This is a genomic window from Planococcus citreus, assembly GCF_003664125.1.
Classification (GTDB): domain Bacteria; phylum Bacillota; class Bacilli; order Bacillales_A; family Planococcaceae; genus Planococcus; species Planococcus citreus.
Genome location: NZ_RCCP01000004.1, coordinates 98910 through 113059 on the forward strand (window position 1 = coordinate 98910; position 14150 = coordinate 113059).

Here is a 14150-nt window from a genome sequence, read left to right on the forward strand (position 1 = left end):
TTTCAGGGTAGCGCCTATCAAAAAGCTGGAGTAGGCGTTTTTTCATGGTACACTTAAAACAAAAGATAGGCTGAAAGGAGCGGCAAGCATGACAAATGGATTCGGCGGCTTATCCCGCCAGGCACTCGAATGGGTCGAGTCGAAATGGCCAGGAGCTGCATTGGAAGAAGCTATTCCCTTAGAAGGTGGGACTTCTTCACTGCTTTATGAAATTCGCGCAAGCAAAGATGGAGAGCAGCAGAGCATCGTGTTGCGGCTTCACCATAAAGGGGAGTGGCTCGACCAGGAACCGGACTTGGCGAAGCATGAAGCGATGAGCCTGGAGCTTGCAGAGAAAGCGGGCATTCCCGCCCCGCGCATTTTGGCGTTTGATGAAAGCGGCGAAGCATGCGGCATGCCGGCCGTATTGATGACGAAAGTTCCGGGAGCGGTCATCTTGCCTCCTGCATATGATGGGGCATGGCTTGACGGGCTTGCCAAGACGCTCGCTGAAATCCACCGCCATAAAGCAGAAGGATTTCCTTATGAGTATTTTGCCTATAACGATGCACGACGCCTCGAGCGGCCGAAGTGGTCGCGCGTGGAAGGCGATTGGATGCGCGCGTTCTATATCGTAGCCGCGGGTGGGCCGCCGGTTGAGTATTGCTTAATCCACCGCGATTATCACCCGGGAAATATTTTATGGGAAGAGGGTCACGTCAGCAGCGTCGTTGATTGGGTGAATACATGCCGTGGGCCTGCGGGTGTCGATGTTGGGCATTGCCGTGTCAACTTAGCGCAGCTTTACGGCACACGCATCGCCAACGAATTTTTGGATGCTTACGAACGCCATGCCGGTGAATCGTTTGTGTACGATCCATATTGGGATTTGCTGTCACTGATCGATATCTTGGACGGCAAGCCGGCAGTCTACCCTGGATGGAAAACGTTTGGCATGACCGGTTTATCCGATGAATTGGTCCGTTACCGCTTGGATGAGTATTTGATGAGCTTGATGGACCGCTTTGATGATTTCTAAGCTGTGCCCCTGAGGTTTGATTTCTCCGAGAAAGGCAATATATATAGCACAAGCGAGTATTTGGAGGAGGAGTCATAATGACGGACGAACAGCAAAAGAACTTGAAGCAAGAACTCGAAGCGCAATTGAAATCGCTCGAGGAACGGATGGAACATACAGAGGAATTTGAAACCAGCGAATTATCCAATTACGATAATCACCCAGGCGATAACGCCACTGATTTGTATGACCAAGAACGCGGGATGGCGATGGAGCAGTTCAAGGAAGAAGAGCATGAAGACGTGCTTGCTGCGCTAAAAGCCATTGAAGATGGAACCTACGGAAAATGTGCAGTGTGCGGCAAAGACATTCCATATGAGCGGCTTGAAGCCATTCCTACCGCACTGACTTGCATCGACCACGCCGACCACAGCTTGGATTTGGAAAGCCGCCCATCAGAAGAAGATGTCATCGGCTCGTCGACAGACCGCCCGGCCAAAACGGAAGATAGCCGAATCCGCGATTACGACAACAGCTTTGAAGATGTCGAGAATTTCGGTTCCTCGGATGGCCCTCAAGACCAACCAGGGGAAGACCAGGAAGATTTCTACAAGGACGACGAGGCAGAGGAAGACGAACAATTTAAATAAGCTGGTCCCGGCGCTCGCCGGGGCTTTTTTTAATACAGATAGATGGAAGGGGATCCGGATGGAAAGCTTGCATAAACAATTTCTAGATTTAGAGAACAGCCATTTGGCGCCGGCTGCCAGGGAGTCGAACCGCAACATGGCGGAAATATTGGATGATGAGTTTTTTGAATTCGGCATCTCCGGCGGGATTTGCCAGCGTTCTGATTTTAACGGGGACTATGCTTTGCAAGAAGATGACTATCACATTTCCCGCTTTGAAGCAAAATCTCTTGGGCCGGAGTCGGTCCTGACAATATATGTCTTGGAGAACCGGACAACAGGGGTTTGGAGCCACCGCAGTTCAGTATGGAAAAAACGACAGGACGGCTGGAAGCTCTTCTTCCATCAAGGGACGAAGACAGATGGTTTCAAGAAATGGGAATAGGGAAAACGAAAGACAGGCATTAGTTTAAAGGAGGATCATTTATGGAGCATGCGATTGTGTTATTCGATGGGGATTGCAATTTCTGCGATTCCAGTGTGCAATTCATCATCAATCATGACCCGGCAGGTTACTTTCAATTCGCTTCCCTGCAAAGCGAGATCGGGCAAGAGCTTTCCCAAAAGCACAATGTGCCGGACGACGTCGACAGCCTTGTATTGATTGAAGGCGGCGAAGCGTATGTGAAGTCAGAAGGCGCACTCAAGATTTCACACCATTTGACGGGGCTTTGGAAATTGGCATATCATCTTCAGCCATTCCCGCGCGTACTTCGTGACGGCGCATACGACGTCATCGCAAAAAACCGCTATAAAGTATTCGGCAAGCTCGACAGCTGCATGCTGCCGCCTCCGCATATCCGCAAGCGTTTTTTGGACCAATTCTAAACACGCAAAAGGGCGGTTCCAGAAAGACTGGAACCGCCCTTTTTTATATGGAACTGTTTTGCCCTTGTTCATTACAGGAAGTTCGAAAAGCGCCAATAATGGGCCGCGATCGGATCGGCCATCCAGGCAAGTCCTTCGCTTTCGGTCTGGTGAAGCGGCTGCCATGTCCCATCATCGCCGAGCTTTAAGTAGATTTCGTGATTTGGCGACTGGTCATGGATGCCAATGAAATCATATACGCCATTCCGGTAAAACGTCGCAGATAATTCGTAATCGATGTTCGGCGATGTCGTCAACGGATTTCCGACGCTGTGGGTGATCAGGATTTCGGTTTTCAGGGGTGTCTCTCCCGATATTTTGGCACTGACGCCTTCACTCGAAGCAACATCCGCTTTACGGAATTTCCGTCGCCAATTATAGGCGATACTGGTGCCGATATCTTTGTCGAAATCGAACGTGCTCTGCTGTTCCACCAGGTTGACGATGGAGTTGGTGAGTGATCGGTAATGTTTCGATTCGGGATCGAATGTGCGATTATCCCCTTGGAAATAAGGGTTTGGCGATGTCAGATTGGGATTTTTTAAGACATCATCGGGCAAAAAGGTCAGGTAGCGCAGATGCCATTTCAGCTCCGGCGGCTTGCTCTGGCCTTCCTTGAGCAACTGGTTGAGCGGGGCGATCTTTTTCGATAGCCAGAATTTTTCAACGGCTGCCTGTTCTTGCGACGAACCCAGGTTCAAGGCTCCGAATATATTGGCAGCGAGCGATTTGATTTTGCGTAATGGGCTTTCAGTCCGTTCAACGGGGCGTCTTGCGCGCACCCAATAAATCACTTCACGGTCTTCCGGCACCTCCCGGTCGGTGAACTGGGTCTTCTGGATTTTCGCAACTTGCTCGCCATCGCGATAAATTTCGTATTCGTCGATGCCGTCGATTGCTCCCCAGGCAAGCGAGATCCGCTTGTGTGAAACAATGGTCGATAAAACGATTTGCTCCAATTGATTGATGCAATCAGGGTCGCGCTTTTCGGTGCCGGTCAAAACTTTCAAGGAAGGTACCCAGCTGCCTTGTGGGGTTTGGCGTTCTATCGTATAACAGAACAATTCGCCAGGGCTCAGGCCTTCCTCGCGAAATGACGCTTGTGTACCTGTATAGACGATCTCTCCGTCTTTTTTAATCCGTGAAACTTCATCTGTCGGGGTCCAGCTGAAAGAAATCATGCTATCGGTTTGTTCCAATAATTCAATGTCCCATTCTTTGTTCATGGATGAGCCTCCTTTCGCTTGTGATAAGGTATACCCGATATTTGGAAATAGTGAACATGCTAAAAAAACTGATTTTGTTACACAATTTAAACATTTCAGATAATAAAGAGCGTTATAATGAAAGAAGACAAAAGAATTGGCGTTATTTTCGGTTCAAACATAAGTGGGAAAGGGGAGATGGCTGAATGGTGAAGGGGAATCTGGAAAAAATAAGGGATTTCAGTGATTTCGACGAAGCGGCTTCATATATTCTCCAAATTCTCAGCAAGCAAGCAGGCATGAACAGCTTCTATATCGCAAAGCAGGAAAGGGGCTCCCAAAAGATCGTCAAGGTACATAATACGAAGCATCATTTGATAGAAGAAGGGGAAGCTGCCCCGCTGCCATGCATGTTGTCGGCTTTGAGCGTCGAGCATGGGGCGCAGGCATTAATCATCGAACACATCGGAGAGCATGAATTGACGCGTTCTCTAGGAATTGCGGATGGATTCGAAGCAGGATGTTTTATCGGCGTGCCGATTTTTTATGAAGATGGCTCAAGCTATGGCACCGTCTGTGGTCTCGATGATGGCCCATGCGAGCTGCCGGCGGATTTGTCGTTCATCTTTGAAACCCTCGCCACTTTATTGACGTATGTCTTGGAACTGGAACGGGCATATGGGGAAATTGAATCGTTAGCTGCGCCAATGGTTCCCATTGTCGGGAAAGTGGCGATTTTGCCGATTATCGGCGAAGTCAGGGCATTGAGGGCACAGGCTATCATCGACCATGCCATGCACGGTTGTGCAGAAAAAGGCATCGAAGTACTGGTGATCGATGTATCCGGCGTATCGCAGATCAATTCACAAGTCGGCGAATATTTATTGAAGCTCGTGAAGGTGTTGGGCTTGATTGGCGTCCAGCCGGTCGTGACAGGTATCCAGCCTTTTATGGCGTTGAAAGTCCCCCATTTCGCCGAGGCCTTGAAAGGGACGATGATTGAAGCAAATCTCGAGACAGCGCTTAAGCGGCTCGGGTTCAGCTTCGAAAAAAATTGAGATGCTCTGTTTTGCCAATGCCGCTGATCTTCCGTTCATAAAAAAGGCCATTTCCTTTAAATCAGGAAATGGCCTTTTGTTAATCTTTATTATCGAAAAAAACGTGTTTGAGCTCCCAAGTATCACTGATTTCAAGCAGCCCAAACGAGTATTGCGGTTCACGGCGTTTATCGGTCGGTGAGCCGGGATTGAATAAAGTCAGGCCGTCCGTTTCACGCATGAGCGGCTGATGGGAATGGCCAAAAACAATGATGTCGACGTTTTCGCCTTCAAAACTATCTAGAGCCCGCTGTTCGGTCGTTTTGCGTATGCCATCTCCGTGGACAACACCGATTTTCAAGTCGCCGAATGTGAAAATCTTTTTCCGCCCGAAACGGTCTACGATGTCCCAAGGGTCGACATTGCCTGCCACGCCATCCGTTTCAGCATAAGCTGATAATTCATGGTAGACATCGAGTATTTGCCAGTCGCCGGCATGGATGATGAAGTCGGCTCCATCACAGGCGTCGACAAGCGGTTGAGGGAGTTTTTTTCCGCGGTTCGGAATATGCGTATCAGATACGATAACTATTTTCTTCATCAAATCGCCTCCAGGATCATTTTGTTCCACTTTACCAAACTCTTGGGCTTACGTCTAAAAGCCGCAGAGGTTAAGGCGGTTGAAAAAGGGGAAGACAAGTTAGAAAGAACAAGTTGGAGGGATCGTTATGGGCATCGATATGAAAAAATTCATTGCATCAGGCGCGGCACTCGGCGCAGGATTGGTCTTGCTAAAGGCTTATAATGGTAAAAAGCGCAATGTTTGGGTATATGAAGACAGCGATATGCACAACAGCTACGAAATCGACCATGAGGAAAGCGTTAATGCTCCTTATGACCATGCAGAACAAGGATTGACCCAATTGGATTCGGCCTACCGTTCGGAATGGCAGGCAAATGCATTCCCGCAAACAAAAAAACAATTGGAAGAACTCGAATCCTGATTGGGCGAATGGCGAAGAAAGCGGCAGCAACCAACCGCTGAAGGAGGAAATTGCGATGGCTGAACGGAAAGTCATTTGTTATATCGCGCAAAGTTTGGACGGTTATATCGCTGACCCCGAAGAAACGTTGGACTGGCTATTGGATGTGGAAATGAATGGAGACGCGGGGTATGGGCAATTCATCGAAACGGTCGATACCATTCTGCTCGGCAGGCGCACCTATGAATGGGTGGTCTCGCATGAGAGCGGAGAATTTCCTTACGTCGATCAGCGTTCCTATGTATTCACCAGCCATCCGAAAGAAGACGAAGGCCAGATCACCTTCACATCGGAAGACCCAGCCAGTGTCGTGAAAAAGTTGAAGCAGCAACCCGGCGGAACCATCTGGCCGGTCGGCGGCAGCTTGCTGCTGGAGCGCCTGTTGCAAGAAGACCTGGTCGATGAATTCATCATTTCCATTGCACCAGTAACACTTGGGGGCGGCATCCCCTTATTTCAAAAAGCGCAGCGGCAACTCGATTTCACTTTGAAAAATGTGGGGCAAGACGGCCAAATTGCGCAATTGCATTACTCGAGACGAAGAAAGTGAATCGATGGAAAGTATAGAAAGGCGGGCGTATAGCTCGCCTTTTTTTCGTTTCCCCGATTGTGCAAGTGCGGTTTTGTAGGTCTAAAGAATGCACTGGACATAGAAAGGCCTAGCGAGTTGATAGAAAAATTCGAAAACAAAGTAACTCCGTCATGTTGTTTTTGATATATGTCAAAGATATACTTTAAAAAGGAATCAATTGTCGATTCTTGTCAAAAAGGAAAAGGAGAGGAAGCATGAAAACAATTAAAGCGCTCTTATTCAGTTTAGCAACGATTTTCTTTCTAACATTTTCACATTCAGCAGTTTCCGCCCATGCGCCTGATTTACACGAAGGTGTTTCCGGAAGCGAAGTAACAGAACTTCAAGCGAAGCTTCAAAAACTCGGTTATTTCCATCTCGCACCGACCGGCTATTATGGCTCGATCACGAAAGATGCCGTGGTCCAGTTCCAACGCGATTTCGGCGTGAAAGCAACCGGCTTTACTGGGCCGATGACACGCGAAAAGATGAAGCAAGTCGATATGATGGCACGCACCGTCCATGGCGAAGCCCGCGGTGAAATATTCGAAGGAAAAGTCGCGGTAGCGGCAGTCATTATGAACCGTGTGCAATCCCGCGCGTTCCCGAGCAGTACATATGGCGTCATTTTCCAGCGCAATGCGTTTACAGCAGTGAATGACGGACAATATTGGTTGACGCCAAACGCTTCCGCTTACCGTGCTGTGCGGGAAGCGGCGAAAGGCTGGGATCCATCTTCCGGCGCGACATACTATTACAACCCGGTCACGGCAACTGACCAGTGGATCTTTACTCGTTCGACCATCAAGAAAATCGGCAAGCATGTCTTTGCCAGATAACAAGAAAAGCCTCCGGACATTCCGGAGGCTTTTTGTTATCCTTTGACCGCACCGGCTGTGATGCCTGCGACGAAGTAGCGTTGCAGGAAGACATAGGCGATGACCATCGGTGCTGAGGCGATGATGACGCCTGTGAACAGCATCGGATAATTGGTGGAATATTGCCCTTGGAACTCAAGAAGTGCGAGTGGCAAGGTTTTGTAGGCATTGTCCGTGATGAACAGGAGCGGGTACAAAAGGTCGTTCCAGTGCATGACGAATAGAAAAATCGCTGTAGCCGAGATGGAGGGCAAGGACAAAGGAATGGCCACTTTCGTGAACATCTTCCAATTGCCGGCCCCGTCGATCGTCGACGCTTCAAACAATTCTTTCGGTAAAGTTTTCATAAAGCCGGTCAGGATGAATACGGCAATCGGCAAGGTCGAGGAAATGTTGACGAGAATCAGCCCAAGAAGGCTATTCGTCAGTCCCAAATCCAGCATGAGCGAATAAAGCGGGACCATGATGACTTGTGCCGGCACCATCATGCCGAGCGTGAACACGGCGAACAGCACATTGCCGATCCAATTATTCATGCGCGTAATGCCGAATGCCACCATCGCGGCGAGCAGCAAAGTGAACGACACCGAGAACAAGGTGACGATGGTACTGTTGAGAAAATAGCCGGCCATCGTTTGTTCTTGGAAAATCGCGACATAATTATCGAATTTAAAGCCGCCGTCCGGTAAGCCGAGCGGGTCACGGAATGTTTCCTGAAGTGTTTTAACGGACGTCAACAGGACGACCACTAACGGAATCAGGATCAGCAGCGCATAGATGAGCAGTGAGAATTTCCTGAACAGCAAAATTGCCGCCTCCTTTCTAGTAAGATACGCGGTCTGAGCGCAAGGCCTTGAACTGCAGGTAAGTGATCAACGCGATGATGACCATGAAAATGATAGAAATCGCAGAAGCGTAACCGAATTGATAGCTCTTGAACGCGACATCGTAAATATACGTCGCGATAATTTCAGTGGAGTTATTAGGCCCGCCGCCGGTCATCGCAAAGACCAAGTCGAAGGCTTTGAACGACTGAATCGTCGTATAGGCGACAACAATGGTGGCGGAAGGTGCAAGCAGCGGCCAAGTAACGCTTTTGAACGTCTGCCACTTGCTGGCGCCTTCGATTTTTGCCACTTCATACAGTTCCTCTGGAATGGCTTGAAGTCCCGCGACAAAGATGATCAGCATCTGTCCCGCATGGAACCACACTTGTGTGATGGCCAGCGAATAAATCGCGATATTGGAATTGCCGAGCCAGTTTTGTGCCAGGAAATCAAGGCCGATGAGCTCGAGCACTTGATTCAGGATGCCCATCGACGGATCGTAGATGAACGCCCAGATGAAGGCGACCGATACCGAAGAAAGAATGGTCGGGAAAAAGTAAAGCGCCCGGAGAAATACATTCGTTTTCGTGTTCTTGATGACGATCAGCGCGAAAGCAAGTGCGACAAGCGTCTGGAACACGACGACCGTCAGCATGAACTTCAAGTTATTGCCGATCGTTTTCTGGAAAATTGAATCGCCCGTAAATGCCCGGGTGTAATTATCGATGCCGACAAACTGGAAGGCGGTGCTTAAGCCGTCCCAGTCGGTAAATGAATAGAAAAGGGCGCTGATGGTTGGGTACAAAAAGAACAAGCTGTATAGGACTAGCCCCGGAAGAAAGAACAGGTAGATGGATTTGGAGATTCTCATGGACTGGTTATTCCCTGTTTTCTTCTACGATTTGCTGGGCAGCTTCAGCCGCTGCCATCGGATCTTCGCCCCCAAGAACGTTTTCAATTGAACTGAGGACCGCATCTTCAATCTGGGCGTTGGTGATCAAAAAGCGCGGCTGGAAACGCGTATTGCGCTCGTCGATCCAATACGAAGTGTTTTGCAGCGCTTCAGACTCGTATTCGACGCCGTTGACCGTCAAATGCTGCCCGGTTTCATTGGCGTATTTGGAAGCCACTTCCGGCTGGCTCAAATAGTCGATGAACGCTTTTGCCTGGTCTTTCTTTTCGGAATTGCTATTGACGGCCAGCATGAATGTCGCCGTATTGATGCCTTCATAAGTGGCTTCGCTTTCTTCCACTGTAATCGGGGCAAGCAAGTCGAGTTCAAGGTCCGGGTTCAAGTCGAGCAGGGAATTCATGTGATAGGAACCGGTCGCAAGCATGGCTGCTTCCTCGTTCGCTACCATGGCCATTGCGGAATCCTGGTTGGTGCCGAGTGCATCGTCCTGGATATAGCCTTTATCCGCTAGAAGCTTAAAGTCTTCGAGTGTCTTAACCCACCATTCATTCGTTAAGGATTCTTCGCCGTTTTGGAGTTTGGCGAAGACATCTTCATCCGGTGCATTGTTCATCATCATGCTGTTCATGAATTGGTTCGGCCCGATGTCAGCGCCTGGAAACGCAATTGGCGTGATATCATTTTCTAGCAAAGTATCGGCCATTTCCTGGAATTCCGTCCAGCTTTTCGGCACTTCAAGGCCGAGTTCGTCAAACATGCCTTTGTTATAGACCGGCATATTGAATACTAGCTGGTAAGGCAGGGCATATTGCGTGCCGTCTTTCTGGCCGACAGCGATCAGGCTTTCGTCAAAATTCGAGACGAAGTCTTCTCCGCTCAAGTCTTCAAAAAAGCCGGCGCTTTGGATCGATTCAAATTGCGCGCCCGGGAAAGAAGTGAAGACGTCTCCTGTTGAACCTTCCTGCAGCATGCGCTGTGCCGTCGCCTGGTATTGGTCGGACGGATAGATGTTCTGCTCTACGCGAATATCAGGGTTCGCTTCTTCGAAATCGGCAATGATTTCATCAAGCACGGCTTTGTCTTCTCCGCGCCAGTGCATGAAGCTAATCTGCGTCGCATCGCCGCTCTCAGAAGAAGAATCACCGCCTCCGCTTTCGCCTGCACAAGCGCCGAGTATGAGCCCGAGTCCTACTGTTCCTGTTGCCAGCCAAAGTTTGTTTTTCATTTTCTGATACCCCCTTCGATTTTAGAAACATTCTTCTACTATATTTATAACCCAAATCTTCTTATAAATACAGAATTATCTAAATTAAGCGTTTGCTTTCAGTTGACAGACGGCTCTGAATTCCATAAGATGGTCACAAGCTTTTAATTGCGCGGCAACTTTACAGGACTGCGGAAACAAAGCGCCACATAAAAAAACGTTGAATAAGAAAAGTAGTGCATGGATAGCTTCTGACAGAGAGCCGGGACAGCTGGAAACCGGTGTGGCACCTGCGTGAATGGACTTATGAGTGGCCATCTGAAAAGAAGGCCCGTCTGCCCCGCGTTATTGGGGTTCAAGTGGAAGCTGAGAGCTTCAAGATGAGGTGGCACCGCGGTCGATCCGTCCTCTGTACGAAATGATCTTATTTCGTGCAGGGGGCTTTTTTTTATTGAACCGGCGGTGCCCAGAAGAAAGAGGAGTTGAGCCGAGATGAGAAGAGATGTACAGATCAAGAAAGTAGAAGGAGATAGCTTGACGCCGATCATGGTGTTCCATCGTTTGCAAGGGCCTTACAAATGCCTGCTCGAAAGCTCGCTAAAAACGAGCGCAAGCGGCCGGTATTCATTTATTGCGGCGGATCCGTCAAAAGCATTCATCGGATTGAAGGACCAGTTGGAAGTGGTCGATTATCGGAGCGGCGAGCGTTCAATAGAACAAGGGCGCCCGCTTGAGAGAATCAAGGAATTGATGCCGAAAGACGATCGTGATATAGAAGGCTTGCCGTTTACCGGCGGGGCGATCGGCTATATCGGCTATGACGCCATCGCGGCGTATGAGCCGGTCGAGAGCGCCCGTAAAGACAGCCTGAACATGCCGGACATCCATTTACAGCTATACGAAACGATCGTCGTGTTCGATCATGTCCGCCATGATGTAACGGTCATTTCATTTGAAGGGCGCGCAGATGAAATCGCAGTGCAGCTTGAGCAGGCAGCAGAGAAAGAACCGGGCGACCAGCCGGAAACATTGAATTTCCATTCCGCAACGACGGCTGAACGGTTCCGCGAACAAGTCGAACTGGCCAAGCAGGAAATCCGCAAAGGCGAAGTGTTCCAGTTGGTATTGTCGCAGCGTTTGTCTGCGGATTACCAAGGCGATGCTTTCACTCTATATCGGAAACTGCGCAAGCAAAATCCGTCGCCTTACCAGTTTTATATCGACTTCGGCAACTATGCCGTCGTCGGCGCTTCGCCTGAAAGCCTATTGACGATCCGTGGTGGCGAGATGGTGACCAATCCCATCGCCGGCACGAGAAAACGCGGCAAGACCGAAGCGGAAGATACAGCGCTTGAGAACGAATTGCTGGGGGATGAAAAAGAGCGGGCAGAGCACCAAATGCTCGTCGACCTCAGCCGCAATGACGTCGGCCGCGTCGCAAAAGTCGGTACGGTCGCGATCCCGAAATACATGGTCATCGAGAAGTACCAGCACGTCATGCACATCGTGTCGGAAGTAACCGGCGAATTGGAAGGCGCAATGCATCCACTAGATGCGCTTGTGTCCTGCCTGCCTGCTGGTACGGTATCGGGTGCCCCGAAAGTGCGTGCGCTGCAGCTCATCCAGCAATTTGAAGAGGAACGGCGCGGCGTTTATGGCGGCGCTGTCGGTTACCTCGGCTTCAACGGCAATCTCGATGTGGCGCTCGCCATCCGGACTTTCGTCGTTAAAGACGGCACGGTCCACGTTCAAGCGGGAGCGGGCATTGTCTTCGATTCCGAACCGCAAGCCGAATACGAGGAAACGCTCCATAAAGCGCGTTCGTTGACGGAGGTGTTCGGATGATTTTATTAATCGATCATTATGATTCATTCACTTACAATATCTATCAAGCGGTGGCGGCACTCGGCGAAGATGTGGAAGTTGTACGCTATGGCCAATTGAGCTTGGATGACATCCGCAGCAAACAGCCTGAGGCGATTATTTTATCTCCTGGCCCAGGTCATCCGAGAGATGTCCCTGAATCGCTCGAGTTGATCCGTGAACTTTACCGTGAGGTGCCGATTCTGGGCATTTGCCTGGGACAGCAATTGCTCGGTGAGGCATTCGGCGGCCGCGTCACAGAAGCGCCGGCTATCCGCCACGGCAAAGTCTCGGAAGTTTCGCATAGCGCAACGGATTTGTTCGCGGGCATGAACGAGCGGGTTCCTGTTATGCGCTATCATTCGCTGGCTATCGAAAAGGCATCCTTGCCCGAATGCTTTACTATACAGGCAGAAGCGTTGGATGATGGCACGATGATGGCCATTAAGCACAAAGACTATCCGGTCTATGGACTGCAGTTTCATCCGGAATCGATCGGGACGCCGGAAGGCACCGATATGATGGCGAGGTTCGTGGAACTTGCGCGCGAAAGCCGGCTCCACATGCAACAAGCCGACCGTGATTAAAGATATGGACATAACAACAGCTGCCCGCTAATGCGGGCAGCTGTTTCTGTTCAGCCTCTGGCGACAGGCATCGTGCAGCAGCGGAAAGCGCCGCCGGATTTGATGATTTCCGAAAAATCGGTTTCGATCACGCGGAAGCCGTGTTCGCGAAGCTGCTTATTGACCTTGGTGTTTTGCGGCTGGCTGAAGACGCGGCGCTCGCCGATCGATAGCACATTCGTACCGAGCTTGAATTGTTCGTCCTTTTCGACAGGAATCAGCATATAGCGCTCACTCAGCATTTCAATTGTCGCTTGTTCCAGCGCTTCCGGATAGATGAGTGCTTCGGTCGGCGATAAAATATTGAAGACGCAATCCAGGTGCAAGTATTTTTCGTTGAGATGGATCGGGACAACGCGGAAATCCGGCATATGTCGCTGCAATTCCTCAATCGCCTCTTCAGAAGTGCGGCTGCTGATCCCGATGAATACCGTATCTTGATCGACCATGACGTCGCCGCCTTCGATGCGGTGCCCCGGCAAATGCTTGAAGCGGACGCCTTTTTCAGCGAGCCAGTTTTGCAGCACCTGTTCTTCTCCTTGGCGGACATTCGCGGCCATTTCACTGATGAAGACCGTATCGCCGATCGTGAAGCCGATGTCGCGTGTGAACACTTGCTCCGGATATTTTTCAGAGGCCTCTAGAAAAGCAGTATCGACGCCTTCTGCAGCTAGTGCGTCGACAAAGGCAGTATGCTGTCGCAAAGCTTCCGTTACGTCAATGTTTTCATCTTTGTATCTTTTCTGTACATCATTAATAACGTCTCGAATTTCCATGAAACGTGGTGGGCATAGGAGCACGTGGCGCAGGGTATCGTATTCGCTGCGGCAATCGGCCGCTGGGACTGGCTTGGCATGTGTGGACATAGTGAGTTCCTCCAAAGAACGTGATTTTACAGTACTATTCCTTTTTCAAACTCTCATAAAACCTGGAAAAGGGTTTATTTAAATTTGGCTGGATACAGCTTACACAAGAAGTGTGTATAAAAATCAATAATAGAAAAAACGGGCGCTCTATCGGGAGCGCCCGTTTTCCTTAGTCGCGATAAAATACTTTATCGACGTTGTATTTCGCTTTTCCTGTATTGATCAGGTAAGTCTCATAAATTTCGCGTTCCATCGGGTCTTCCACGATGGAAACCGCAATGCGATGTACTTCATCGCGATGGTTTTTCAATGGCGAGACATTGTCTTCGAAATGCTTTTTCACGCGCTGGCGCAGTTTGCGGGCTTTGCCGACAAACAGCAACTCGCCGCTGTGGTTGAAGAATTGGATAATGCCGCCTTTGTCGCGCGGAATTTCATGCAAGTCGATAAACCCGTATAGCGGTTTGATGACTGCTTCATCGCCTTGGATTTCTTGTTTGCGCTGAGTGATGGTAATGTCAGCTTTCGGTGCTTGAATATTAATCATGTTATCACGTCCTCTAT

Annotated in this window: 17 protein-coding genes and 1 other annotated feature; of the genes, 10 read left to right on the top strand and 7 right to left on the bottom strand. The window is 49.7% G+C overall.

The window, feature by feature from the left end:
* Nucleotides 1-88: 88 nt before the first annotated feature.
* From DFR62_RS12710 to DFR62_RS12725, 4 genes are all read left to right on the top strand, one after another.
* Nucleotides 89-1018: a phosphotransferase family protein gene (locus tag DFR62_RS12710; RefSeq protein WP_121300733.1), complete on the top strand. Its 930-nt coding sequence runs from the start codon at nucleotides 89-91 to the stop codon at nucleotides 1016-1018.
* 77 nt (nucleotides 1019-1095) lie between these two features.
* Nucleotides 1096-1647: a TraR/DksA C4-type zinc finger protein gene (locus tag DFR62_RS12715; RefSeq protein WP_121300734.1), complete on the top strand. Its 552-nt coding sequence runs from the start codon at nucleotides 1096-1098 to the stop codon at nucleotides 1645-1647.
* Nucleotides 1648-1705: 58 nt separating this feature from the next.
* Nucleotides 1706-2071 carry a nuclear transport factor 2 family protein gene (locus DFR62_RS12720; RefSeq protein ID WP_167456534.1) on the top strand — a complete coding sequence of 122 codons (366 nt, stop codon included), beginning with the start codon at nucleotides 1706-1708 and terminating at the stop codon, nucleotides 2069-2071.
* 41 nt (nucleotides 2072-2112) lie between these two features.
* The gene (locus DFR62_RS12725) at nucleotides 2113-2514 is read left to right on the top strand and encodes a thiol-disulfide oxidoreductase DCC family protein (protein WP_121300735.1); all 402 of its coding nucleotides are present in this window, start codon (nucleotides 2113-2115) and stop codon (nucleotides 2512-2514) included.
* A gap of 71 nt (nucleotides 2515-2585) precedes the next feature.
* On the opposite strand, the gene DFR62_RS12730 is transcribed toward DFR62_RS12725, so the two are convergent.
* Entirely contained in the window at nucleotides 2586-3779 is a 1194-nt protein-coding gene (locus DFR62_RS12730) for a hypothetical protein (protein WP_121300736.1), read from the bottom strand.
* Nucleotides 3780-3964: 185 nt separating this feature from the next.
* Here DFR62_RS12730 and DFR62_RS12735 point away from each other — a divergent pair, with 185 nt between their 5' ends.
* Nucleotides 3965-4816: an STAS domain-containing protein gene (locus tag DFR62_RS12735; protein WP_121300737.1), complete on the top strand. Its 852-nt coding sequence runs from the start codon at nucleotides 3965-3967 to the stop codon at nucleotides 4814-4816.
* Nucleotides 4817-4895: 79 nt separating this feature from the next.
* Here DFR62_RS12735 and DFR62_RS12740 read toward each other — a convergent pair whose 3' ends face one another.
* Nucleotides 4896-5396, bottom strand: a complete 501-nt coding sequence (locus DFR62_RS12740) for a metallophosphoesterase family protein (RefSeq protein WP_121300988.1) — start codon at nucleotides 5394-5396, stop codon at nucleotides 4896-4898.
* Between the two features lie 127 nt (nucleotides 5397-5523).
* Here DFR62_RS12740 and DFR62_RS12745 point away from each other — a divergent pair, with 127 nt between their 5' ends.
* The 3 genes from DFR62_RS12745 to DFR62_RS12755 all read left to right on the top strand — a co-directional run bounded on the left by DFR62_RS12745 (nucleotide 5524) and on the right by DFR62_RS12755 (nucleotide 7248).
* Nucleotides 5524-5799: a hypothetical protein gene (locus DFR62_RS12745; RefSeq protein ID WP_241663115.1), complete on the top strand. Its 276-nt coding sequence runs from the start codon at nucleotides 5524-5526 to the stop codon at nucleotides 5797-5799.
* Between the two features lie 55 nt (nucleotides 5800-5854).
* The gene (locus DFR62_RS12750) at nucleotides 5855-6388 is read left to right on the top strand and encodes a dihydrofolate reductase family protein (RefSeq protein WP_121300738.1); all 534 of its coding nucleotides are present in this window, start codon (nucleotides 5855-5857) and stop codon (nucleotides 6386-6388) included.
* A gap of 236 nt (nucleotides 6389-6624) precedes the next feature.
* The gene (locus DFR62_RS12755) at nucleotides 6625-7248 is read left to right on the top strand and encodes a cell wall hydrolase (RefSeq protein ID WP_121300739.1); all 624 of its coding nucleotides are present in this window, start codon (nucleotides 6625-6627) and stop codon (nucleotides 7246-7248) included.
* 35 nt (nucleotides 7249-7283) lie between these two features.
* On the opposite strand, the gene DFR62_RS12760 is transcribed toward DFR62_RS12755, so the two are convergent.
* From DFR62_RS12760 to DFR62_RS12770, 3 genes are read right to left on the bottom strand one after another with little or no spacing between them, the layout of a single operon-like run.
* Nucleotides 7284-8093 (bottom strand): carbohydrate ABC transporter permease, encoded by an 810-nt coding sequence (locus tag DFR62_RS12760; protein ID WP_121300740.1) that lies wholly within the window; start codon nucleotides 8091-8093, stop codon nucleotides 7284-7286.
* Nucleotides 8094-8109: 16 nt separating this feature from the next.
* The gene (locus tag DFR62_RS12765) at nucleotides 8110-8985 is read right to left on the bottom strand and encodes a carbohydrate ABC transporter permease (protein ID WP_121300741.1); all 876 of its coding nucleotides are present in this window, start codon (nucleotides 8983-8985) and stop codon (nucleotides 8110-8112) included.
* A gap of 7 nt (nucleotides 8986-8992) precedes the next feature.
* On the bottom strand, nucleotides 8993-10252 hold the full coding sequence (locus DFR62_RS12770) for an ABC transporter substrate-binding protein (RefSeq protein WP_121300742.1): 1260 nt from the start codon (nucleotides 10250-10252) through the stop codon (nucleotides 8993-8995).
* 190 nt (nucleotides 10253-10442) lie between these two features.
* Nucleotides 10443-10644 (top strand) — a binding site (T-box leader).
* Between the two features lie 79 nt (nucleotides 10645-10723).
* Between DFR62_RS12770 and trpE the strand changes: the two genes are divergently transcribed.
* On the top strand, nucleotides 10724-12076 hold the full coding sequence (trpE, locus tag DFR62_RS12775; RefSeq protein WP_121300743.1) for an anthranilate synthase component I: 1353 nt from the start codon (nucleotides 10724-10726) through the stop codon (nucleotides 12074-12076).
* Nucleotides 12073-12681, top strand: coding sequence for an anthranilate synthase component II (locus DFR62_RS12780; protein WP_121300744.1), 609 nt, complete (start codon nucleotides 12073-12075; stop codon nucleotides 12679-12681). Before trpE ends, DFR62_RS12780 begins: the two co-directional genes overlap by 4 nt.
* 50 nt (nucleotides 12682-12731) lie before the next feature.
* Here DFR62_RS12780 and DFR62_RS12785 read toward each other — a convergent pair whose 3' ends face one another.
* Nucleotides 12732-13586: a dimethylarginine dimethylaminohydrolase family protein gene (locus tag DFR62_RS12785; protein ID WP_121300745.1), complete on the bottom strand. Its 855-nt coding sequence runs from the start codon at nucleotides 13584-13586 to the stop codon at nucleotides 12732-12734.
* Between the two features lie 169 nt (nucleotides 13587-13755).
* On the bottom strand, nucleotides 13756-14133 hold the full coding sequence (locus DFR62_RS12790) for a nucleotide excision repair endonuclease (RefSeq protein ID WP_101189296.1): 378 nt from the start codon (nucleotides 14131-14133) through the stop codon (nucleotides 13756-13758).
* Nucleotides 14134-14150 lie beyond the last annotated feature (17 nt).

What these genes read in the sequence shown, in the direction of transcription:
- DFR62_RS12710 (WP_121300733.1), top strand. Translation starts at nt 89, where the DNA reads ATGACAAATGGATTCGGCGGCTTATCCCGCCAGGCACTCGAATGGGTC.
- DFR62_RS12715 (WP_121300734.1), top strand. Translation starts at nt 1,096, where the DNA reads ATGACGGACGAACAGCAAAAGAACTTGAAGCAAGAACTCGAAGCGCAA.
- DFR62_RS12720 (WP_167456534.1), top strand. Translation starts at nt 1,706, where the DNA reads ATGGAAAGCTTGCATAAACAATTTCTAGATTTAGAGAACAGCCATTTG.
- DFR62_RS12725 (WP_121300735.1), top strand. Translation starts at nt 2,113, where the DNA reads ATGGAGCATGCGATTGTGTTATTCGATGGGGATTGCAATTTCTGCGAT.
- DFR62_RS12730 (WP_121300736.1), bottom strand. Translation starts at nt 3,779, where the DNA reads ATGAACAAAGAATGGGACATTGAATTATTGGAACAAACCGATAGCATG.
- DFR62_RS12735 (WP_121300737.1), top strand. Translation starts at nt 3,965, where the DNA reads ATGGTGAAGGGGAATCTGGAAAAAATAAGGGATTTCAGTGATTTCGAC.
- DFR62_RS12740 (WP_121300988.1), bottom strand. Translation starts at nt 5,396, where the DNA reads ATGAAGAAAATAGTTATCGTATCTGATACGCATATTCCGAACCGCGGA.
- DFR62_RS12745 (WP_241663115.1), top strand. Translation starts at nt 5,524, where the DNA reads ATGGGCATCGATATGAAAAAATTCATTGCATCAGGCGCGGCACTCGGC.
- DFR62_RS12750 (WP_121300738.1), top strand. Translation starts at nt 5,855, where the DNA reads ATGGCTGAACGGAAAGTCATTTGTTATATCGCGCAAAGTTTGGACGGT.
- DFR62_RS12755 (WP_121300739.1), top strand. Translation starts at nt 6,625, where the DNA reads ATGAAAACAATTAAAGCGCTCTTATTCAGTTTAGCAACGATTTTCTTT.
- DFR62_RS12765 (WP_121300741.1), bottom strand. Translation starts at nt 8,985, where the DNA reads ATGAGAATCTCCAAATCCATCTACCTGTTCTTTCTTCCGGGGCTAGTC.
- DFR62_RS12770 (WP_121300742.1), bottom strand. Translation starts at nt 10,252, where the DNA reads ATGAAAAACAAACTTTGGCTGGCAACAGGAACAGTAGGACTCGGGCTC.
- trpE (WP_121300743.1), top strand. Translation starts at nt 10,724, where the DNA reads ATGAGAAGAGATGTACAGATCAAGAAAGTAGAAGGAGATAGCTTGACG.
- DFR62_RS12780 (WP_121300744.1), top strand. Translation starts at nt 12,073, where the DNA reads ATGATTTTATTAATCGATCATTATGATTCATTCACTTACAATATCTAT.
- DFR62_RS12785 (WP_121300745.1), bottom strand. Translation starts at nt 13,586, where the DNA reads ATGTCCACACATGCCAAGCCAGTCCCAGCGGCCGATTGCCGCAGCGAA.
- DFR62_RS12790 (WP_101189296.1), bottom strand. Translation starts at nt 14,133, where the DNA reads ATGATTAATATTCAAGCACCGAAAGCTGACATTACCATCACTCAGCGC.